We start from the raw sequence: 19,703 nt of genomic DNA, 5'->3' as shown, positions 1-19,703 counted from the left end.
AGTCGTCACGCGCCCCGTCAGGGTTCCGTTAGTGTACCGTCCGGACGGTGGTGGTTGCAACTGCAACCAATGGCGGACGGGAGGCGCGGGTCGGGGCCGCCCCGTGCCTCCCGTCCGGCGGTCGGCCGGTCTCGGGATCGGGCCGTCAGGCGATCCGAGGACCGGCCGTCAGGCGGAGCGAGGACCGGTCGTCGGGCCGTGCGCCGGTCAGGCCGACTCGCGCACCACCAGCCGGTGGCGGACCACCCGCTCGACCGACGGGCCGGACCGTGGCAGTGCGCCGTCCAGCATGCCGAGCGCCAGGTCGACCGCGTGGCGGGCCACCTCGTCGAGGTCGACCGCGAGCGTGGTGAGCGTCGGTGCGACGAGCGTGCCGAGCGTCAGCCCGTCGATGCCGACCACGCGGACGCGGTCCGGGACCTCGGCGCCGGCACGACGGCAGGCGGCGAGCGCACCGAGCGCCATCACGTCGTTGAACGCGACGACGGCGTCGAGCCGGGCGTGACGCTCGAGTGCCGCGGTCGTGCCCGCGGCACCGGCGTCGGCCGAGGCGGCCTGGGCGTGGACGTGCTCGGGCAGGTACCCGCGGCGGCGGAGCGCGTCGAGCAGGAGGGCGCCGCGGGTGCTCGGCTCCCCCGGTGCGCTCGCGGGCGCGTCGAGGACGAGCGGGTGCTTCACGCCGACCGCCACCAGGTGGTCGGCGAGGGCCTCCACCGCGTCCGTCGGGTCGAGCCGGACGGCACCGCGGGCGGGGACACCGTGCGGGTCGAGCTCCACGACCGGCACCGAGCCGAGTCGCTCGATCCACTCCGGTGCGCGCGCCCCGAGGTAGCCGATGACGACGTCACTCTGGGCGCCGAGGTCCTGCACCGACCGGTCCGAGTCACCCGCCAGCCCGACGTCGGCGAGCAGCACGTTCCACCCGCGCGCGGCCGCCAGCCGGAGGACCGCCGCAGCGAGTTCGGGCGAGTACGGGTTCCGCAGGTCGTCGACCAGCAGCCCGAGCTGGTGCGCGCCGCCGGACACGAGCCCCCGACCGAAGCGGGAGGGCCGGTAGTCGAGTGCCGCAGCGGCGGCGAGGACGCGCTCCTTCGTGGCCGTGCTGATCCCCGGCAGCCCGTTCACCGCGCGGGTCACGGTCTGCCGGGAGACCCCGGCGGCCGCGGCGACGTCGAGGATCGTCGCGCGGCCGCCGGTGCCGGTCAGCTGCGGAGGTCGAGCCATGCCACCTGCTCGGGCGTGAGGTCGACGGTCAGCCCGAGCATCGACGAGCGGGCCTCGGCGATGGTCCGCGGGCCGAACAGCGGGAACGTCGGGAACGGCTGGTGCAGCACGTAGGCCAGGGCGATCGCGGTGGCCGGGACGCCGTACTGCGCGCCGAGCTCCTCGGCCCGGCGCAGGCGCTCGAAGTTGGCGTCCGAGTAGTAGCAGCGGACGAGCTCGGCGTCGCTGGTGTCGTCCGGACGGGCCCGGCCGGTGAAGAACCCGCGGGCCTGCGACGACCAGGGCAGCAGCGGGACCTGGCGCTCCTCGAGCCACTGCTTCGAGGCGGCGTCGGTGACGTGTTCGCAGCCGGCCCAGGGGACGTCGAGGGCCTCGGCGAGCCCGAAGTGGTTGCTGAGCACCTCGAACCCGTGCTTGCCGTTCGCCGCGGCCCAGGCGTTCGCCTCGTCGAAGCGGGCGGGGGTCCAGTTCGACCCGCCGAAGACCCGGATGCGCCCGGCTCGGCGGTGCTCGTCGAGGACGTCGACGAACTCCCCGACCGGGATGTCCGGGTTGTCCCGGTGCATCATGTAGACGTCCGCGTAGTCGGTGCCCTGGCGTTCCAGGCTCTCGAGCAGCTGGCGGGTGAGCGACTCCGGGTCGCAGTACGGCGTGTGGGCGCCCTTGGTGATGACGACCACGTCCTCGCGGATGCCGCGGTTCCGGATCCAGGCACCGAGTCGGCCCTCGAGCACGCCGCCGCCGTAGATGTAGCCCGTGTCGAAGACGGTGCCGCCCTGCTCCACGAAGTGGTCGAAGATCGCGCTGGCGTGGGCCAGGTCGGGCTGGTTGTCGACACCCATCACGAGACGGGAGACGCGCTTGTCGATACCGGGCAGTCGGCCGTAGGCCATCGGGGCGTCCGACGCGACGGTGAGCGGGCGGCCGCTGACCGTGGGGATGTCGGCGGTCTCGGCCTCGAACGGGTAGCGCAGGCCGATCGCGGCGCGCCAGCGGTCGAGCGTGCGGGCCGCGGCCAGGCTCTCGTCGGTGGTCATCTGCGGCGCGTCGACCCGGCCGGCACGGAGTGCGTCGATGGTGGCGTCGGCCTCGAGCCCGTAGGGGGCGGCACCGGCGAAGGACGTCTCGGTCGGTGCGGCGTCGACGGTGCGGACCGCGATGACGGGGTCGCCGCCGATGGTCCAGGGGTCGCGGAGCGTGATCGTGCCGCGGGTGCCGTGCACCACGACGGCGTTCGTGTCCTCGACCTGGACGCCGGTGCGGAGGCTCGCGGTGATGCCCGTCGCGTACGTCGCGCTGGCGACGGTCCACTCGTCCACCCCGGTCGGCCCGAGGGTCCCGACGGCGTGCAGCTCGACCGGTTCGGCGACGGCGACCCCGGTGGCGGCCTGGACGATCGCCGCGGCCATGGTGACCGGGTAGCAGCCGACGTCGAGGATCCCGCCGCCGGCCGTCTCGACGTCGAAGAGCCGACCGGAGCGTTCCTCGGTCCGGAAGGCGAACGAGGCGTCGACGTGGGTGACCGTGCCGACCGCGCCGTCGCGGACCAGGTCGAGGAAGGCGGCGGTCTGCGGGTGGAAGCGGTACATGAACGCCTCGACGAGGGGCAGCCCGGCCTGTCGGGCGGCGTCGACGAGCGCCATCGTCGTGCCGTGGTTCGGCGTCAGCGGCTTCTCGCAGAGCACGGCCTTGCCGGCCCGGAGCGCCGCGAGGACGAGGGCTGCGTGCCCGGTGTGCACGGTCGCGATGTAGACGGCGTCGACGCGCGGGTCGGCGAGGACCTCGTCGTACGAGCCGGCGGTGACGTCGAGGAAGCCGTGCTCGGCGGCCTCGTCCGCGAAGGCCTGCGCTCGCTCCGGGGACGAGCTGCCGGCGGCGACGAGCCGGCCACTGCTCGTGGACAGCTGCGCGAGGAACCGGCGGGCGATGCCCCCGGGGCCGAGGACCGCCCAGCCGGGGGTCGAGTCGTTCGTGGTGGGCGTGGGGGTCGCGGTCTGCGCTGACATGCGGATCCTGTTCGTCGTGAACCTTCACGGTCGGAGCGAGGCTAGCGACTGTGGACCCAGCCGACAAGGGGCCGTGAACGTTCACGGCCCCTGCTGCGTCCGGTGGGTCCCTAGACTCGTGCGCATGGCAAGTGCTCGCGACCGCGTCCTCGACAGCTTCGTCGCCATCGTGTGCGAGGAGGGCGAGCGTCCCGCGACCCTCGACGCCGTCGCCGCGCGTGCCGGTGTCTCGAAGGGCGGACTGCTCTACCACTTCGGCTCCAAGGCGGCCCTGGTCGAGGGGCTGTGCGAACGGCTCACCGACCTGTCCGCGCTGGACATCGAACGGATGCGGGCGGCCGAGGACGGCCCGGCACGCTACTTCGTCGAGAACTGCCAGTTCGTCGGCAGCGAGCTCGACCTCGCCCTGCTCGCGGCCTCGCGCCTGCAGCAGGCCGGGTACGAGGAGGCCGGCCGGACCCTCGACGACACCGAGAACGCCTGGCTCGCCACCCTCGTCGAAGCGCTCGGGGACGTCCCCACAGCGCAGGCGGTCAAGCTCCTCGGCGACGGGCTGTACCACGCGGCGTCACTCGGGGCCGCGAGCGACGTCCGCCCGGACCGGGCCTCGGTCGACATGGCGGCGCTGCTCCAGGTCGTCGACCGCCTGATCGCGACGAAACCCGCTCCGTGAACCGACGGACCCGGTCCTGGGGATAGACTGAGTTCGTTCAACCCGCTGATTCCCGGAGGTACCACCGTGGGCCGCGTCATCGCTGCTGTCTTCTCGATCCTGCTGCTGCTGGTGTCGATGTACCTGTTCGGGTTCGCGTTCCAGGTCGCCTCCGGTCAGGCGTTCGTGTTCATCGCCGGCGTGCTGCTGATGAGCCTCTCCTTCTTCCTGCCGATCCACGTGTTCGGCAAGCGGTAGTCCCACACCGCACCACGCAGAACGGCCCCGTACCTCTCGGTACGGGGCCGTTCTGCATGCGGGCCGTTCTGCATTCCGCCACGGGCTAGGCGTCGGCGCGCAGCTCCCGCAGGGTGACGGCCGTGGCGATCGCGGCGTGTGCGGCCTCGGCGCCCTTGTCCTCCGTCGACCCGGGCAGTCCGGCGCGGTCGATGCCCTGCTGCTCGTCGTCGAGGGTGAGCACGCCGAAGCCGACGGGCTTGCCGGTGTCGATCGCGACCTTGGTCAGCCCGCTCGTCGCCGCGTCCGAGACGTACTCGAAGTGCGGGGTGCCGCCGCGGATGATGACGCCGAGGGCGACCGCTGCGTCGAAGCCGGACTCCAGCGCGGCCTTCGCGACGACCGGCAACTCGAAGCTGCCCGGCACGGGGACGACCTGGGCGGTGGCGCCGAGTCGTTCGATCTCGCGCTGGGCCCCGGCCAGGAGCCCGTTCGCGATGACGTCGTGCCACTGTCCGGCGATGACCGCGACCCGGATGCCGCTGCCGTCGACGAGCTCGCGCTCCGCCGCTCCTGCTCCGCTCATGCGTGTGTCCCTTCGGTGCGGGCGACGTCCGCCGCCCGGTCGGCCGCGTCGAGCCAGGAGGCCAGCGCGGCGATGGTGATGACGGGCACGCCCTCGCGTGTCCCGAGTCCGACGAGCTCCGGCAGACGCATCATGCCGCCCTGCTCGTCGACGATCTCGCAGATCGCCGCCGCGGGCCGGAGCCCGGCAGCGGTGACGAGGTCGATCGCGGCTTCGGTGTGGCCGGCACGCTCGCGCACCCCGCCCGGCCGTGCCCGCAGCGGGACGACGTGCCCGGGGCGGTGCAGGTCGTCGCGCACCGAGGTCGCGTCGGCGAGGACCCGCAGCGTGCGGGCCCGGTCGTGGGCGCTGATGCCCGTCGTCACGCCGACGGCCGCGTCGACGGTGACGGTGTAGGCGGTGCCGCGGACGTCCTCGTTGTGCTCGACCATCGGCGGCAGGTCGAGGGCATCGGCGATCTCGGTGCTGACGGGTGCGCAGATGAACCCGGACGAGTGCGCGACCGTCCACGCGATCCACTCCGGGGTCGCGAGTTCGGCGGAGAGGACGACGTCGCCCTCGTTCTCACGGTGTTCGTCGTCGGCGACGATGACCGGGCGGCCGGCGGCGATGGCGGCGATCGCCTGCTCGACGGAGGACAGCCCCGGGGCGGCGGCGGCCGGCGCGGTGGCGGGAGCGGGCGCGGTGGGGACCGCCTGCGAGACGGGGGCGGTGTCGGCGGCCATCACCGGGCCTCCACCCCGACCGGAGCGCCCACGGCACCGATGGCACCCACGGCACCGGCCGCGGCGTCCAGCCGCAGCATCCGGCGGACGTGCCGTGCCAGGACGTCGGTCTCGATGTTGACGCGGTCGCCGGGCACACGCGCGCCGAGGGTGGTGGCGGCCAGGGTCTCGGGGATCAGGCTGACCTCGAACCAGGCGGCGTCGGGTGCGACGGACTCCGCGGACACCGCGCTGACGGTCAGCGAGACCCCGTCGATCGCGATCGATCCCTTGTCGACGACGAGCGGGCTGAGCTCCGGGGTGAGCGCGAACCGCACCCGTCGCCAGCCGTCCCCGTCGTCGGTCTCGAGGACGGTCGCGGTGCCGTCGATGTGGCCCTGCACGATGTGGCCACCGAGGCGGTCCCCCACCGAGGCCGCACGCTCCAGGTTCACCCGGTCGCCGGACCGGAGCGACCCGTGCGCGCTCATGTCGAGCGTCTGCTTCATGACGAAGGCGGTGAAGCTGTCCGGAGTCTGCTCGACGACGGTCAGGCAGACGCCCGAGACCGAGATGGAGTCGCCGTGCTGCGCGTCGGAGACGACGAGCGGGCCGCGGACGGTGAGCGCGACGGAGTCGCCTCGTTCGTCGACGGCGGTGACGGTTCCGAGTTCCTCGATGATGCCGGTGAACACTGGTGTCCTCTCAACGGGACTCCAGGGCGCGCGACGGTCGTCGGCGGACGGCAGGCGGGGTCGCGGAACGACCATCACCTTCCGTCAGCGCTTCCTCCCGTCCGGACTCTCACCGTCGGTCCCGGAGTTTCACCGGGTCAACCCCGCACCGGGCGGACCCGGCGCGGCGCTCGTGGACTGTCACCACCGGTTCGGACTTGCACCGACCCCGGAGCGCTTGCGTGTCCCCGACGATACCCCAGCCCCCCGACCGTCGCGGGCGGAGCATCCGCCGGACGTCACGCGGCGTCTCGGAGGTGTGGCGGGCCTCCCGTCCGACGGCGGAACCGCCGCCCGCGGGACGGCGCACCCACCGCCCACGGGACCGCGCAGCCACCGCCCACACCACGGCGGCACCGCCGCCCGCGGGACCGCTCAGCCGCGCCCGCGGACCAGCGCGAGCGCCTGCCGGAGCGACAGGTCGGGCAGGTAGGCGCGCACCACCGCGACACCGATCGCGGGCAGCGCCACCGGGTCCGGGTAGGCCAGGACGAGCGGCTCGAGTTCCGGGCCGAACTTCCGCTTGAACCGGAGCAGCGACCGGAACCCGTAGACCGGCTCGAGGACCCCGCCGACCAGTTCGAGCAGCGTCTCGACACCGTCCCCGGTCGACCCGGTGCCGGGCGTGCGGGCGAGCGGCGCGGCGGAGAGGCCGAGCCGTTCCGCGCCCTGTTCCCGCATCACCTCGGCGGCGGAGGCGACCAGGAACTCCATCACGCCGTTCGGGGCGTCCGCCCGACGCCGCATCACGTCGAGTGTCCAGCCGACCACGCGGCCCTCGCGGTGGGAGGGCAGCCAGCTGGTGACGCCGAGGACGGTGCCCTCGGCGTCCTGGGCGACCAGGGTCCGGACGGCGGGGTCGCGCATCTCGTCCAGGCTGCCGAGCGTGAAGCCCATCTCGGGGAGCTCGCGGTCGGCGACCCACTCCTCGGAGATCGCCTCGATCTGCCGGGTGGTCGCCACGGGCAGTTCCTGCCACGACGACCAGGTGGCGGTGAAGCCCGAGCGGCGTGCCTTGTTGACGGCGGTGCGGACGTCCTGCTTCCGACTGCCGCTCGTGGTCCAGTCCCGCGGGTCGAACGACGCGTCCTCGGCGACCGGCAGGGTGCGCCAGCCGAGTCGGGTGAGGGCCGCTGCGCTCGTCGTGTCGATGCCGTGGAAGACCGCGGTCCAGCCGTTGTCGTCGCAGTGTCGGGCGAACTCGGTGAGGGCCGACACCCGGGCGTCCGGCCAGCCGAACGGGCCGAGCGCCACCGCGACGGTACCGGTGCGGCGGTAGGCGACGCCGGCGCGGCCGTCGGCGCTGAACCAGTGCGCGCTGCCCGGCCACGTCGCCATCCAGCCGAACGTGTCGCCACCGCCGGCGACGAGCAGCGCCCGGGCACGGTCGCGGTCCGCGGCGGAGACGTCGGCGTCGGCGTCGGCCACACCGGGTGCCGCACCGGCGGGCCGGATCGCGGCGACGGCGACGACGGCCCAGAGCAGCGGGCCGACGAGGCTCAGCACCGTCCTGAGGCCGGGGTCCCGGATCGGCAGGTCGCGGTGGTGCACGACCGGCGAGAGCGGTCCGAGCACGGCCACGACCAGGCCGAGCGGGTCGTGCACCCGCACCGGCGCGGCGTCGGCGACGACGAACACGAGCGTCGCCAGGACCGCGGCGGCGGCCAGGACGGTCACCGCGAACGCGAGGACACGACTGCGGGCGACGGCGACCGTGAACGACCGCCGCAGCAGGACGAGGACAAGCGCGGTGACGAGCGGTACCGCGATCGACGCGGCGATCGAGAGCACCACGACGACGTCGTCCTCGGACCCGCGGAGCTGCTCGACCCGACCGGGCACGTCGGTGTACGTGACGGCGGCGGCGATGCCCGTGACGGTGTCGACGACCACGACGAGCCACACCGCGAACCGGCTGCCACGGAACAGCCCGACCGCACCGACGACGAGCACGAGCAGCGGGGCGATCGCGAGCAGCAGGGACCACGGGTCCGTCGCACGGTAGGTCAGCAGGCGGTGCAGGCACTCCCCCGCGACCCCGCCGGCGCGACAGACCGACGGCTGGTCGGCCGGCCCCATCCCGACGACCGCGGCGATCGGCGCGAGCAGACCGACCCGGGCGCGGGAGACGAGGGCGATCACCGGTCCGACCGCCGACACCAGGACCACCGTGCCGAGCAGCACCCGTGTCTCGCGGTGCGAGCTGCGGGTCCAGCCGGTGCGCTTCGGGGTGCGGCGGAACACCTCGCCGAGCCCCCAGCCTGCGGCCGTCGCGACGACGGCGGACAGGTCGGCGGTGTGCCCGGCGTAGAGGAAGAGCGCCAGGACGACCGCCACCGCGTTCACCCGGATCCGACGACGCCAGAGCGGTCCGGCGAAGGCACTCGCCGTCGTGATCGTGCCGAGGATCGCCGTCCACGGGTCGAGTCCCTCGGCGCCGGAGAGCAGGGCGGCACCGCGCCGGCCGTCCGGGTCGATGACCCCGACGACCGCTGCGGCCGCCGCGCCGACGACGCTCGTCGCCAGGAACGCGGAGACGGTCCGGCGCGACCCCATCAGCCGCTCGGCGGCACCGACCAGCACGACGACCCCGGCGAGCGTCAGGATCAGCGCCAGGACGCCGGTGGTGACGGCGAACACGCGGAAGGGCACGAGGGCGTCCGGCACCGGCCGGCCGTCGGCGAACCGCAGGACCGCGGCGGTGACCGACGCGACGAGCACCAGCAGGAGGAGGACGGCGGTCACCGGCTGGCGGGTGACGGCGCGCCGGAACGTCCGGGAGGCCCGCCCCACGTCCCGCAGGACGCGTGCGGTGGCCGCGTGGCCGGCGCCGGTCGCGGTCCCGGTCGTGGCGGGGCGGGCTGCGTCGGGGGTCGTCGTGGGCTTGTCCGGAGCGGTCGTCGGCTTGTCCGGAGCGCTCGTGGGCTTGCCCGGACCGCTCGTCGGCGTGCCCGGAGCGGTCGCGCGCTCGTCCGGGCCGGTCATCGTCGGACCCCGTCCACGGGCAGGCCGAGGTGCGCGATCACGGCCGGGAGGCCGCGGCCGAGGACGTACCGGACGGTGTTCCAGTCGTGGGCGGAACCGGGCGAGACGATCAGGCGCGTCGTGATCCCGGCGCGGTCAGCAGCAGCACGGAGCGCGAGCGTCGACGCCTTGTACGGGGCGTCGTCCTCGCCGTACCCGAACACGGTGAGGTGGTCGTGGTAGGGCGTGTGGGCGGCGAGCAGCGCCTCCGGGGTGGCCCGGACGTAGGCCTTGCGGGAGCCGGCGAACCCGACCTCGATGGTGTGCTGGAGGTCGCCGTTCGCCGGGGCCAGCTCGCTGGAGATCGCGAGGGTCGTGCCGAACACCTCCGGGTACGCGCTCGAGAACTGCATGGCGCAGGTCGCCCCCTGCGAGAAGCCACCGATGCCCCAGGCGGCGCTCCCCGAGGCCACGTCGAGGTGCTGGTGGATCCAGCGGACCGTGTCCGTCATCACGTAGGTCGCACTCCGTCCGAGGCGGCGGCTGTCGACGCACATCGGGTTGTGGCCCGGTGCGCCGAGCTGGTCGGGCGAGACGACGATCGGCGCGATGCCGTGGTGCGCGGCGGCGTAGTGGTCGAGCAAGGCCCCGAGCCGGCCGGTCTGGAACATGTCGGCCGGCTGCCCGGGCTGCCCCGAGAGCGCGACGAGGACCGGCAGGGTCGGCGGGTCCGCGACCTGCGCCGCCGGCGGCAGCCAGACGACGGCGGGCCGGGCGTGGAAGTGCGAGACCGTCGCCGGGATCCGGACCGACACGGTCCGGCCGTGCCTGGGCATCCCCTTCGGTGCGGTCCAGGTCGCCGCGTCGACGACACGGGCGGCTGGTCGGGCCGCGTGCTCGTGGCCGAGGCTGCCCATCGGGTAGGGGTTCGGCGTGACGGCCTCGCCGATGGTCCGGTACGCGCCGAAGTCGACGTTGATGCCGAGGCCCGCGGTCAGGGCGACGGCCAGTGCGGCTCCGAGCCCGACGATCCGCCGGCCGTTGCCGCCCTGCACGAGGACGACCAGGAACAGCAGGACCGCGGCCCCGAGGAACGCGACCCACATGCGGGTCACCGGCGTGAAGGACACGCCGAAGAGGTCCTGGACGTCGCCGAACCACCACACGGCGACCAGGCCGATGCCGGAACCCACCGCCATCGCCGCGATCCGCACCAGCACCGCCGGCAGGCCCCGGTTCCAGCGTCGTCGCGGCGCGGCAGCGTCCTTCGACCGACCGCGCGGTGCGAAGACGGTCAGGAGGACGAGGACGAGGGCGACGACGTCCACCGGCACGAGCACGGCCGGGACGACGATCGGGAGGTGGAGCAGTTCTGATGGCACGGGTTCATCGTGCTGCCGTCCAGCTGACGCACAGCCACTGGTCGGCTGCCGCTGTGCTCAGCAAGTGGTGACGGTCGCTCAGGAGGCCCACAGCAGTCGTGTAGGAGGGGTCGCGATCACGACGTGTCGACTCGGGGCGGCCGGGCTGGGCGGGCTCGTGCGGGCGGGCTCAGGCGGGCCAGCTCGGGCGGGCCGGTTCGTGCGGGCGGGGCTCGCGCGGGCGGGCTCGTGCGGGCGCGGCTCGCGCGGGCGGGCGGGCTCGTCCGCGGCGGCTCCTCCGGGCACGCGGGTGCGGAGCACCGTGGAGGTCCCGGTGCTCCGCGCCCGTGCAGCGGGTCGGTGTCAGTGGCGGCGCCGCAGGGTCATCGTCCCGAGACCGGCCAGGAGCAGCAGCAGTGCCGCGAGGGCCGGCAGGACCGGACGGTCCGCTCCGGTGTAGGCGAGCGTGCCGTTGGTGCCGGCGGTGCCGGCGGTGCCGGCAGTGCCCGCTGCCGTGCGTGTCGTGCTGACTCCGGTGCCCGTCGCCGCGGTGTCGACCGTGGTGGCCGCGGTGCGGGTGGTGACCGGTGCGGCCGGGGTGACCAGCCCGGCCGGGACGGTCGTGCTCGGGGCGGTGGCCACCGGGGTGGCCGGGGTCGTACCCGTCACGGGCGTGCCACCGGTGCCGGGGTCGGTCGTCCCCGGGTTCGTGGTGCCCGGGTCAGTGGTGCCGGGATCGGTCGTCCCCGGATCGGTCGTGCCCGGGTCAGTCGTCCCCGGATCGGTCGTGCCCGGGTCAGTCGTCCCCGGATCGGTCGTGCCCGGGTCAGTCGTCCCCGGGTCGGTCGTGCCCGGGTCAGTCGTCCCCGGGGTGCTGCTGGAACCGCTGCCGATGACGCCGATGCCGTTCCCACCGATCGTGACCGGGAGGGTGATCACCGGGATGATCTGCGTCCCGGAGCCGATGCCGCCCGCACCCGAGGTGGTGCCGCCGCCGACGGTGGTCGTGCCGGTACCAGTGCCGGTGCCGGAGTTCGAACCACCGGTGCTCGTGCCGTCACCGACGATGCCGATGCCGTTCCCGCCGATCGTGACGGGGAGGTCGAGCACCGGGAGGACCTGCGTTCCCGACCCGATGCCGTCCGAGCCGGAGGTGCTGCCGCCGGAGACCGTTGTGGTGCTGGTCCCCGTGCCGGAGCCGGTGGTCGAGCCGCCGGTGCTCGTGCCCTCGCCGAGGACCCCGATCCCGTTCCCGCCGATCGTGACCGGGATCGACACGACGGGCGAGACCTGCGTGCCGGAGGCGACACCGTCCTCCCCCGAGGTCGTCCCACCCGAGACCGGCGTCGTGCCGGACCCGGTCCCCGTGCCGGTGGTCGAGCCACCGGTGCTCAAGCCACCGGTACTCGTGCCCTCGCCGAGGACGCCGATGCCGTTCCCGGTCACCGTGACCGGGACGGAGACGGTGCCGAGCAGCTGGGTACCCGAGATGAGACCGTCGGAACCCGACGTCGTCGGGGAGGACGAGCCTCCCGTCGAGCCGGAGCTGGACGGAGCGCCGGGAGCCGACGGCCCCGCGGTCGCGGACCCGTCCCCGAGGACACCGATGCCGTTGCCCGACACCGTGACCGGGACCGAGACGTCCGGCAGGACCTGCGTGCCGGACAGCAGTCCGTCGTCACCCGAGGTGGATGCCGGCGCAGCTGCCGGAGCGGCCGGTGCCGGAGCAGCGGATGCCGGAGCAGCGGTGCTCGAGCCGGTGCTGGCTGCGTCACCGGCGACGGCGACGGCGTTGCCGCCGACGGTCACCGGCAGGTCGACGTCGCCTGCGACCTGGGTGCCGGAGAGGACGCCGTCCTCGCCGGTGGTCGACGGAGCAGGTGCCGGGGCCGGTGCAGGTGCAGGTGCAGCCGACACCGGGGCCGGAGCGGGTGCTGCGGGTGCCGGAGCAGCCGGTGCCGGAGCCGGAGCGGCCGGTGCCGTCGCGGTGGCGTCGCCGAGCACGCCGACGGCGTTGCCGGTGGCGGTCACGGGAGCCGTGACCTCCGGCACTGCCTGCGTGCCGGAGGCAACGGCGTCAGCGCCGCTGGTCGTCGGCGCCGCCGGAGCTGGAGCAGGTGCAGGTGCAGCAGGGACGGCGGGAGCCGGCGCAGCCGCCGGGCTCGTGACGGTCGAGACCGCGTCGCCGACGATGCCGAAGGCGTTGTTCGTGACGGAGACCGGCGCGTCGACGATCGGCGCGATCTGGGTCCCGGAGGCGATGCCGTCCGCTCCGGTGGTCGTCGCCGCGTTCGCCGCGACGGCTCCACCGAGCGTCAGCCCGCCCACGCAGAGGGCGAAGAAGAGCCCTCGGGTGACGTTCTTGTTCATGGTCGTTCACTCCTGATCGAGATGGTTGGTCGACCGCGATGGTGCGGTCGGTGGCGCGTCCTGCCGTGGCGGGCAGGTGCGCCGATCTCAATCGGGAGCGACGTCGTGGTCGCCGACGAGCGATGCCGGGAGGGCCTCGTCGGTGACCGGGCCGCGGTGACCCGCGGCGAGGGGGGAGGTCTGTGCGTCGGCACCGACAGTGCCGATCGGGGTCGCGCCGCCCGAGCTGCCCGCGGCGGTTCCGCCTGCGGTGCCGCCGGTGGCACCCTCGAAGGGTGCGTGCACCGGCACGCCACCCTCCGGGAGGACGAGGGCCTGGCCGCCGAAGGTCGCGGCGGCGAGGGGGGTCGAGGGCGTCGCGGCGGCGAGCGGGCCGGCGACGATCGCCGAGGTGCTCGCGCGGACGACGGACGGGGCGGTCCAGGCGGCCGGCTCACCCGGAGCCACAGCGCGCACGGCGAGGGCGGTCGACACGTCCGTGGTCGTGACGGCAGGCGCGGTGCCAGCAGACGCGGGCTCGATCGGCCAATATCCGACGGGTCCGGAGACGCCCGGCCCGGAGGTACTCGGCACGGAGCTGCTCGGCACGACCGCGCCACCGGTACCGGGGGCGACCACGACGGGGACCGAGGGGACGTCGACGACGGGGAGGGAGCCTCCCGGCAGGAGGCCGCCACCGACGTCGGGCAGGTCGCCGACGACGTCGGGCACCTCGGACACGACGCCCGGCACGGCACCGACGACGACGCCGACCGCACCCAGCGCGTCGTCGACGGTGCCCGTGACGGGCGCCGTGACGGTGCCGAGGGTGCCGTCGCCGAGCAGTCCGTCGACGACCGGGAGGCTCCCGACCACCCGGTCGACGACGGCCACGATCGCGGTCACCGGACGGTCCTCCGCGACGTCCTGCACGGCCCCGGTTACGGGGTCGAGGACGGTCGCGACGGTGTCGGTGACGGGACGGGAGGCGCCGCTCACGGCCGACACGACACCGCCGACGAGCGAGGTGCCCGGGCGGGTCGTCGGCGTGGCTGCCTGCGGTGCGGGTGCGTTCCCCGGTGTGGCGGCGGGGTGCGTCGGCTGGCCGGCCGAGGCCGGCGCGGGGGCCGGGGCGGCGGCGGGGCTGGTGTGCGTGTCGGCGGAGACGGGGTCTGCGGCGGCGGGAGCGGCCTGGGCGGGCGCTGCCGGTGCGGGGGCTGCGGGAGCGGGTGCCGAGGGGGCCGGTGCTGCCGCGGGAGCCGGGGCTGCCGGAGCGGGCGCTGCCGGAGCCGGGGGTGCCGGTACGGGCGCTGGTGCTGGTACCGGGGGTGCCGGTACGGGTGCTGGTGCCGGCCGGGCCGGGACCGGCGCCGGCCGGACCGGAGCGACGACGCGCTCGACGGCCCGTCCGACACCTTCGACCGTGCCGCCGACGCCGGACACGACGCCGCCCAGCAGGCCGTCCGAGCGCTGCGACGAGGTCGTCGGTGAACCGCTCGTGGGCGACCCACCCAGACCGAGTCCGCCGGCCGCCGCAGCGGGACGGGCACCGAAGGCGAGCGAGAGCAGCACCAGTGCCACCGCGATCCCGGAGGCCATGAGAGCCCAGCGGATGACCGCGTTCAGGGGTGCACGCATCGATGCGTCCATGCGCTCACCTCCTGATCTCGGCTGCGCACGTAGAGTGGTTGACCGGCACGGTACGCCTCGACGGGCATCGTGCGGAACCCATTCCCAAGGAAAAGTCAGGAAACGACGTGCCCTCGACCTTCAGCGCCCCGACCCGCAACCTCGACGTCGTCACGCTGCACGAGATCCTCCGCCTGCGACAGGACGTGTTCGTGGTCGAGCAGGACTGCGCCTACGACGACATCGACGGCCGCGACCTGGAGCCCGGCACCGTGCAGTTCTGGGCCGGCAGCGGTTCGGTCGACGCGACGCTGCGCCTGCTCCGCGAGCCCGACGGCACCGAGCGGATCGGCCGGGTCGCGACGGCGGCGCACGCCCGTGGGAAGGGCCTGGGCGCCGCGCTGATGCAGGCCGCGATCGCCGAGAGCCGCTCGGAGAAGATCAGCATCAACGCGCAGGCGCACCTCGCCGAGTGGTACGCGCAGTTCGGCTTCGTGCGCTCGGGTGAGGACTTCCTCGAGGACGCCATCCCGCACACCCCGATGGTCCGGACCCGCTGACGGTCGGCTGTAGCGGCGGCGGCGGCGGCGGCTGCGGCGGCGGCGGCGGCGGCGGTCAGGCCTGCCAGCGGCGCAGTTCGCCGTACGACCGGGCCTGGTGCTCCCGGTCCGCGACCAGCCGTTCGAACACGATCGACGTCTGCGTCGTCGCGACCGACGGGTCCCCGCTCAGCTCGTCGGCGACGAAGTCCCGCAGCTGCTCGGTCGACGTGCACGCGATGTGCACGAGGAAGTCCTTGTCGCCGGCCAGGAACGACACGTCGAGCACCACCGGCACCCGGAGCAGGCGTTTCGCGAACTCCCGCAACTCGTGCCGTGCGGCGGCGTGCACCCGGACGGAGACCATCGCCTCGATCGAGAACCCGAGACGCGCGATGTCGACCTCGGCCCGGTAGCCGGTGATGATGCCGGCGTCCTCGAGCGCCCGGACCCGCACCAGGCAGGTCGACGGGGCGATGCCGACGGCGGCCGCCAGCCGGTTGTTCGGGATCCGGGCATCGGACGCGAGGACCCAGAGGATCCGCTCGTCGACCTCGTCGAGGCGCGGCGGTGGTGCGTCGGGGCGGCGGACGATGCGGTCGGACACGGCACCACCGTAACGCCGGTCACATCGCCAGGGTCATCCCGATCACGGCGACGGTCATCGCGAAGACCTCGCCGCTCCGGACCGCGCGTCGGTCCTCCCGGGCCCACTCGTAGCGGAGCAGCCACCCGCTGAAGGCGCAGTAGCCGATGACCCCGGCACCGAGCACGGCGGTCAGGACCAGGGCGTGCGCGTGCACGCCACTGCCCGCGAGTTCGGACGCGTGCCCCATCAGGAGCATGCCCGCCATCACCACGGCGGACAGCGCGCGGTGCACGTCCATCGGTTCGGCGCGTCGCCCGTCCTGCCGACGCCGGCGCATCACGGGCATCGGCGCGAGGAACAGCAGCAGCGCCGCGGCCAGGATCGTCCACGACGGACCGGCCTGCACGACCGGCATGAGCATGGCGACGAGCATCACGGCCGCAGGGACGATCACGCCGGGACGCGGGCGGTACCGGTCGCCGACGATGCAGCACACCGAGGCGAACTGCGGCACGACGAGCATGGCGTCGGCGACGGTCCCGTGCACGGGTGGGGTCAGCCCTCGGTGCGGGCGGCGCGCTCCTGCTTCACGCGCACGTTCTCGGTGCGGACCGCGGCCTGGGTCGACCGCTCCTGCACGAGCCACGCGGGCATCTCCTGCAGCAGCTCCTTGATCTGCTCCGTGGTGAGGACGTCGTCCACGCCGGCGCGGACGAGTCCGGAGATCGACACCCCGAGGCGCGCGGCGACGACCGGGCGGGGGTGCGGACCGTCACGACGGAGGTCCTGCAGCCACGTCGGCGGTTCGCTCTGCAGTTCGTCGAACGTCGTGCGAGCGATCGGGCCCGCACGGAACGACTCGGGCGTCGCCGAGAGGAGGATGCCGAGCTTCTTGGCAGCGGTCTCGGGCTTCATGGTCTGTTCCTGGGCCATGGTGACCAGAGTACGGCCCCTATGCTCGGGTGCATGACCGCGCTCTCCATCGCCTTCGTACCCGGGGTCTCCCCCGCCAAGTGGGTACGGGTCTGGCGTCAGCGCCGACCGGACGTCGACCTGGTCCTCATGCCGGTCACCGCGGACGACGTCCTCGACGTCATCGAGGGTGACGCCGACATGGTCTTCGCCCGGATGCCGGTCCCCGAACGGGCCGACGGCGAGCAGCCGCACGCGATCCCGCTGTGGACCGAGACGGCCGTCGTCGCCGCGCCGAAGGACTCCCCCCTCGCCGAGCTCGAGGAGGTCACCGAGGCGGACCTCGCCGGCGTCACCGTCCTCGACGCCGGGCCCGTCCCGTCGGACGTCGCGGCAGCACTCGACCTCGTCGAGGCCAACGTCGGCGTCGTCGTCCTCCCCCAGTCCCTGTTCCGCGCCGAGAGCCGGAAGTCCCTGGTCTCCCGGCCGCTCGCCGGCTCCCCAGGTACCCGCGTCGCGCTCGTCTGGCGTGACGAGGACGCCTCGGAGCTCACCGAGGAGTTCATCGGCGTCGTCCGTGGGCGCACCGCGAACAGCTCTCGGCAGCAGGACCAGCCAACAGGCGCAGATCCGGACGAGCAGGACGGCGCACGACAGAAGGCGTCCGGCAAGGCACCGGGTGGCAAGGCCACGGCGGCGAACGCGAAGACCGTCGCCAAGCGGAGCGCCACGAAGGGCACCGGCGCGAAGAGCGGCGGCGGCAAGAACTCCACCGGTCGCGGCCGCACCCCGCGTGGCATGTCCGGCAAGCCGAAGCGCGGCTCGAAGGGCAACCGCTGACGATGGACCAGACAGCGCCCGACACGACGCCACGCGGCAGCGGCGTGCGCCTCGTGCCGATGCCCGGAGAGCGGATGCCGGGCTGGTTGGACCGCGCGATGGCGGACTACGTCGCCTCGCGGATGCGGAGCGGTGAGAGCCGCGAGGCCGCCGAGGCGAACAAGCGGCAGTCGCTCGACAAGTGGTTCCCGGGCGGCTCGCCGGCAGCGGGTCACCACGTGTGGGAGCTGACGCTCGACGACGACACCGTGGTGGGGCAGCTCTGGGTGGGCCCGTTCACGGCGGGCAGCACCGAGTGGTGGGTCTTCGAGATCGAGGTCGACGCGGCACACCGACGGCAGGGCCACGCGCGGCGGGGGCTCGAGCTCGCCCACGTCATCGCGCGGGACGCCGGTGCGACGAGCATCGGGCTCAACGTCTTCGGCTACAACACCGGCGCGCGCCACCTGTACGAGGAGCTCGGGTACGAGGTCGCCTCGTTGCAGATGCGGCTCCCGCTCACCTGATCGTCGACCGGACCTCAGTCCGGCCAGATGCCCGAGGTCGCCCGTCGGTGGCTGCCGAGCAGGTGCGTGTCGACGATGCCCAGCGCCTCCATCAGGGCGTGCATCGTGGTCGGCCCGACGAAGGCGAAGCCGCGCTTCCGCAGCGCCTTCGACAGCGCGGTCGACTCCGGGCTGGTCGTCGGCACCTCGGCGGCGGTCCGGGGCCGGGGCGTGTCGGCCGGCTGGAAGGACCACACGAAGTCGGCCAGTCCCCCGTCCGCCCGGAGTGCGACGGTCGCGTTCGCGTTGGTGATCGTCGCGGCGATCTTCGCGCGGTTGCGCACGATGCCCGCGTCGCCGAGCAGCCGAGCGACGTCGTCGTCCCCGAAGTCCGCGACGACGTCCGGGTCGAAGTCGGCGAAGGCGGCCCGGAACGCCGGACGCTTCGCCAGGATGGTCCGCCACGACAGCCCGGACTGGAACGCCTCGAGCGAGAGCCGCTCGAACACGCCCCGTTCGTCGCGGACCGGCATCCCCCACTCGGTGTCGTAGTACGCGCGGAGCATCGGGTCGGTCGATGCCCAGAGCGGGCGGGCGAGCCCGTCCGCACCGGTCACCAGGTCGTCGGTCATCCCCCCATCCTGCCGCCGCCCTCCTCCGCAACACGCAACCCCGGCGCTTCCTCGCAGCGGTGTGCCCTTGCGGGACGCCGCCGGGGTTGCGTTTTGCGAGGGGTCTGGGCCGGAACGCCCTCGACGTCGCAGGGAGCCGCGCACCCGGGGCGCTCGGTAGGCTCCGGGTATGCGCATCCTCGTCCTCAACGGCCCGAACCTGGACATCCTCGGCCGCCGGGACCCGGCGCAGTACGGAACCGTCACGCTCGCCGACCTCGAGGGCATCGTCCGCGCCGAGGCCGCCGAGCACGGGCACGAGGTCGACTTCCGCCAGACCAACCGCGAGGGCGAGCTGGTCGACTGGCTGCACGAGGCGCTCGACGACCACGACGCCGTCGTCATCAACCCCGCCGCCTACGCGCACACCTCGGTCGCGCTGCACGACGCGGTCGAGGCGCTGAGCGTCCCCGTCGTCGAGGTGCACCTGTCGAACACGTGGAAGCGCGAGCCGTTCCGGCACGTCGACCACGTCGCCACGGCGGCCACCGCGGTCATCGCCGGCGCGGGTGCGGACGGGTACCGCCTGGCGGTCGCGCACGTCGCCACGCTCCTGCGCGGCTGACCCTCCTGACCGGCTGACCGGACCGGACCGGCGCCAGCCAGCCGGGAGGCCCGTCAGAACTCCGCCGGCCGCCGCACCTCGTCGACGCCCGCCGCCACGAACCCGCCGCGGATGATCGGCATCGCCCGACGGACGGCCTGGTCGATCCGCAGCTCGAGGTCGACGCTCGCGATGTCGTAGCCGCCGACGCGCTTGTCGAAGTCCCGCTCGTTGCCGAACACCGCCAGCGGCAGCGTCGTCGACTGGAAGAACCCGAACAGCGGCCGCATCTGGTGCTCGACGAGCAGCGCGTGCCGGTCGCTGCCCCCGGTCGCGGTGAGCAGCACCGGGGTGTCGACCAGGTCGTACTGGCCGATCCAGTCGAAGAAGAGCTTGAACGCCCCGGAGTACGCGGCCCGGAAGGCCGGGCTGCCGACGACCAGGACGTCGGCGGCTTCGACCGCTTCGAGCGCCGCACGGGTGGTGTCGGACATGTGCTCGCGGTCGACGGCGGCACCGAGGTCGGCCAGCAGCGGGCCGATCTCGACGACCACGGTCTCGGCGTCCGGCAGCTCGGCGGCGAGCCGGTCGACGGTCGCGGTGACGAGGGTCGAGGTGCGGGACGGGTCGGACGGGCTGCCGCTGACGCCGACGACGAGGGAACTGCTCATGCGGAC

At 74.0% G+C, this 19,703-nt stretch carries 20 protein-coding genes and 1 riboswitch; of the genes, 6 read left to right on the top strand and 14 right to left on the bottom strand.

What is annotated here, in order from left to right; translation table 11 throughout:
• Window positions 1-207: 207 nt before the first annotated feature.
• On the bottom strand, window positions 208-1,224 hold the full coding sequence (locus JOD51_RS05165) for a LacI family DNA-binding transcriptional regulator (RefSeq protein ID WP_204607320.1): 1,017 nt from the start codon (window positions 1,222-1,224) through the stop codon (window positions 208-210).
• Window positions 1,203-3,230, bottom strand: coding sequence for an aldo/keto reductase (locus JOD51_RS05160; RefSeq protein ID WP_204607319.1), 2,028 nt, complete (start codon window positions 3,228-3,230; stop codon window positions 1,203-1,205). The genes JOD51_RS05165 and JOD51_RS05160 overlap by 22 nt, the downstream gene beginning before the upstream one ends.
• A 124-nt stretch (window positions 3,231-3,354) precedes the next feature.
• Between JOD51_RS05160 and JOD51_RS05155 the strand changes: the two genes are divergently transcribed.
• Window positions 3,355-3,903 carry a TetR/AcrR family transcriptional regulator gene (locus tag JOD51_RS05155; protein WP_204607318.1) on the top strand — a complete coding sequence of 183 codons (549 nt, stop codon included), beginning with the start codon at window positions 3,355-3,357 and terminating at the stop codon, window positions 3,901-3,903.
• A gap of 66 nt (window positions 3,904-3,969) precedes the next feature.
• Entirely contained in the window at window positions 3,970-4,140 is a 171-nt protein-coding gene (locus JOD51_RS05150) for a hypothetical protein (RefSeq protein WP_181439189.1), read from the top strand.
• Between the two features lie 85 nt (window positions 4,141-4,225).
• On the opposite strand, the gene ribH is transcribed toward JOD51_RS05150, so the two are convergent.
• From ribH to JOD51_RS05115, 7 genes are all read right to left on the bottom strand, one after another.
• On the bottom strand, window positions 4,226-4,705 hold the full coding sequence (gene ribH / locus JOD51_RS05145) for a 6,7-dimethyl-8-ribityllumazine synthase (protein ID WP_204607317.1): 480 nt from the start codon (window positions 4,703-4,705) through the stop codon (window positions 4,226-4,228).
• A complete protein-coding gene (ribB, locus tag JOD51_RS05140; RefSeq protein WP_372377684.1) occupies window positions 4,702-5,430 on the bottom strand; it encodes a 3,4-dihydroxy-2-butanone-4-phosphate synthase in 729 nt (242 codons plus the stop codon). The genes ribH and ribB overlap by 4 nt, the downstream gene beginning before the upstream one ends.
• A complete protein-coding gene (locus JOD51_RS05135) occupies window positions 5,430-6,104 on the bottom strand; it encodes a riboflavin synthase (protein WP_204607316.1) in 675 nt (224 codons plus the stop codon). The genes ribB and JOD51_RS05135 overlap by 1 nt, the downstream gene beginning before the upstream one ends.
• A gap of 85 nt (window positions 6,105-6,189) precedes the next feature.
• Window positions 6,190-6,323: riboswitch (FMN riboswitch) on the bottom strand.
• Between the two features lie 195 nt (window positions 6,324-6,518).
• Window positions 6,519-9,128 (bottom strand): DUF2156 domain-containing protein, encoded by a 2,610-nt coding sequence (locus tag JOD51_RS05130; protein ID WP_204607315.1) that lies wholly within the window; start codon window positions 9,126-9,128, stop codon window positions 6,519-6,521.
• Window positions 9,125-10,489, bottom strand: coding sequence for an alpha/beta hydrolase (locus tag JOD51_RS17510; RefSeq protein WP_204607314.1), 1,365 nt, complete (start codon window positions 10,487-10,489; stop codon window positions 9,125-9,127). The genes JOD51_RS05130 and JOD51_RS17510 overlap by 4 nt, the downstream gene beginning before the upstream one ends.
• A gap of 342 nt (window positions 10,490-10,831) precedes the next feature.
• The gene (locus tag JOD51_RS05120) at window positions 10,832-12,838 is read right to left on the bottom strand and encodes a hypothetical protein (RefSeq protein WP_204611385.1); all 2,007 of its coding nucleotides are present in this window, start codon (window positions 12,836-12,838) and stop codon (window positions 10,832-10,834) included.
• A gap of 87 nt (window positions 12,839-12,925) precedes the next feature.
• The gene (locus JOD51_RS05115) at window positions 12,926-14,467 is read right to left on the bottom strand and encodes a hypothetical protein (RefSeq protein ID WP_204611383.1); all 1,542 of its coding nucleotides are present in this window, start codon (window positions 14,465-14,467) and stop codon (window positions 12,926-12,928) included.
• A 107-nt stretch (window positions 14,468-14,574) separates the two neighbouring features.
• Between JOD51_RS05115 and JOD51_RS05110 the strand changes: the two genes are divergently transcribed.
• On the top strand, window positions 14,575-15,006 hold the full coding sequence (locus JOD51_RS05110; protein ID WP_204607313.1) for a GNAT family N-acetyltransferase: 432 nt from the start codon (window positions 14,575-14,577) through the stop codon (window positions 15,004-15,006).
• A gap of 55 nt (window positions 15,007-15,061) precedes the next feature.
• Here the strand turns inward: JOD51_RS05110 and JOD51_RS17505 are convergent, their stop codons facing one another.
• Genes JOD51_RS17505 through JOD51_RS05095 form a run of 3 tightly spaced genes read right to left on the bottom strand, consistent with a single transcriptional unit; the run spans window position 15,062 to window position 16,507 of the window.
• Window positions 15,062-15,592 (bottom strand): Lrp/AsnC family transcriptional regulator, encoded by a 531-nt coding sequence (locus JOD51_RS17505; RefSeq protein ID WP_110902582.1) that lies wholly within the window; start codon window positions 15,590-15,592, stop codon window positions 15,062-15,064.
• 19 nt (window positions 15,593-15,611) lie between these two features.
• On the bottom strand, window positions 15,612-16,121 hold the full coding sequence (locus JOD51_RS05100; RefSeq protein ID WP_204607312.1) for a hypothetical protein: 510 nt from the start codon (window positions 16,119-16,121) through the stop codon (window positions 15,612-15,614).
• Window positions 16,122-16,129: 8 nt separating this feature from the next.
• Window positions 16,130-16,507 carry a DUF5997 family protein gene (locus tag JOD51_RS05095; protein WP_239539779.1) on the bottom strand — a complete coding sequence of 126 codons (378 nt, stop codon included), beginning with the start codon at window positions 16,505-16,507 and terminating at the stop codon, window positions 16,130-16,132.
• 33 nt (window positions 16,508-16,540) lie between these two features.
• On the opposite strand from JOD51_RS05095, the gene JOD51_RS05090 reads away from it, so the two are divergent.
• Complete coding sequence (locus tag JOD51_RS05090; RefSeq protein ID WP_204607311.1) at window positions 16,541-17,326, top strand: LysR family transcriptional regulator substrate-binding protein; 786 nt, start codon at window positions 16,541-16,543, stop codon at window positions 17,324-17,326.
• A gap of 2 nt (window positions 17,327-17,328) precedes the next feature.
• On the top strand, window positions 17,329-17,832 hold the full coding sequence (locus JOD51_RS05085; RefSeq protein WP_204607310.1) for a GNAT family N-acetyltransferase: 504 nt from the start codon (window positions 17,329-17,331) through the stop codon (window positions 17,830-17,832).
• A 14-nt stretch (window positions 17,833-17,846) separates the two neighbouring features.
• On the opposite strand, the gene JOD51_RS05080 is transcribed toward JOD51_RS05085, so the two are convergent.
• Window positions 17,847-18,443 (bottom strand): DNA-3-methyladenine glycosylase I, encoded by a 597-nt coding sequence (locus JOD51_RS05080; RefSeq protein ID WP_204607309.1) that lies wholly within the window; start codon window positions 18,441-18,443, stop codon window positions 17,847-17,849.
• A gap of 169 nt (window positions 18,444-18,612) precedes the next feature.
• On the opposite strand from JOD51_RS05080, the gene aroQ reads away from it, so the two are divergent.
• Window positions 18,613-19,047 (top strand): type II 3-dehydroquinate dehydratase, encoded by a 435-nt coding sequence (gene aroQ / locus JOD51_RS05075; protein ID WP_204607308.1) that lies wholly within the window; start codon window positions 18,613-18,615, stop codon window positions 19,045-19,047.
• Window positions 19,048-19,100: 53 nt separating this feature from the next.
• Here aroQ and JOD51_RS05070 read toward each other — a convergent pair whose 3' ends face one another.
• Window positions 19,101-19,697 (bottom strand): NAD(P)H-dependent oxidoreductase, encoded by a 597-nt coding sequence (locus JOD51_RS05070; protein ID WP_204607307.1) that lies wholly within the window; start codon window positions 19,695-19,697, stop codon window positions 19,101-19,103.
• Between the last annotated feature and the right edge of the window lie 6 nt (window positions 19,698-19,703).

Source organism: Curtobacterium herbarum (genome assembly GCF_016907335.1).
GTDB classification, from domain to species: domain Bacteria; phylum Actinomycetota; class Actinomycetes; order Actinomycetales; family Microbacteriaceae; genus Curtobacterium; species Curtobacterium herbarum.
This window is presented reverse-complemented; position numbering and strand designations above follow the sequence as displayed.

Excerpts from the sequence above, each read along its gene's own strand:
- JOD51_RS05165 (WP_204607320.1), bottom strand. The coding sequence starts at position 1,224 with ATGGCTCGACCTCCGCAGCTGACCGGCACCGGCGGCCGCGCGACGATC.
- JOD51_RS05160 (WP_204607319.1), bottom strand. The coding sequence starts at position 3,230 with ATGTCAGCGCAGACCGCGACCCCCACGCCCACCACGAACGACTCGACC.
- JOD51_RS05155 (WP_204607318.1), top strand. The coding sequence starts at position 3,355 with ATGGCAAGTGCTCGCGACCGCGTCCTCGACAGCTTCGTCGCCATCGTG.
- ribH (WP_204607317.1), bottom strand. The coding sequence starts at position 4,705 with ATGAGCGGAGCAGGAGCGGCGGAGCGCGAGCTCGTCGACGGCAGCGGC.
- ribB (WP_372377684.1), bottom strand. The coding sequence starts at position 5,430 with ATGGCCGCCGACACCGCCCCCGTCTCGCAGGCGGTCCCCACCGCGCCC.
- JOD51_RS05130 (WP_204607315.1), bottom strand. The coding sequence starts at position 9,128 with ATGACCGGCCCGGACGAGCGCGCGACCGCTCCGGGCACGCCGACGAGC.
- JOD51_RS05120 (WP_204611385.1), bottom strand. The coding sequence starts at position 12,838 with ATGAACAAGAACGTCACCCGAGGGCTCTTCTTCGCCCTCTGCGTGGGC.
- JOD51_RS05115 (WP_204611383.1), bottom strand. The coding sequence starts at position 14,467 with ATGGACGCATCGATGCGTGCACCCCTGAACGCGGTCATCCGCTGGGCT.
- JOD51_RS05095 (WP_239539779.1), bottom strand. The coding sequence starts at position 16,507 with ATGGCCCAGGAACAGACCATGAAGCCCGAGACCGCTGCCAAGAAGCTC.
- JOD51_RS05090 (WP_204607311.1), top strand. The coding sequence starts at position 16,541 with ATGACCGCGCTCTCCATCGCCTTCGTACCCGGGGTCTCCCCCGCCAAG.
- JOD51_RS05085 (WP_204607310.1), top strand. The coding sequence starts at position 17,329 with ATGGACCAGACAGCGCCCGACACGACGCCACGCGGCAGCGGCGTGCGC.
- JOD51_RS05080 (WP_204607309.1), bottom strand. The coding sequence starts at position 18,443 with ATGACCGACGACCTGGTGACCGGTGCGGACGGGCTCGCCCGCCCGCTC.
- aroQ (WP_204607308.1), top strand. The coding sequence starts at position 18,613 with ATGCGCATCCTCGTCCTCAACGGCCCGAACCTGGACATCCTCGGCCGC.
- JOD51_RS05070 (WP_204607307.1), bottom strand. The coding sequence starts at position 19,697 with ATGAGCAGTTCCCTCGTCGTCGGCGTCAGCGGCAGCCCGTCCGACCCG.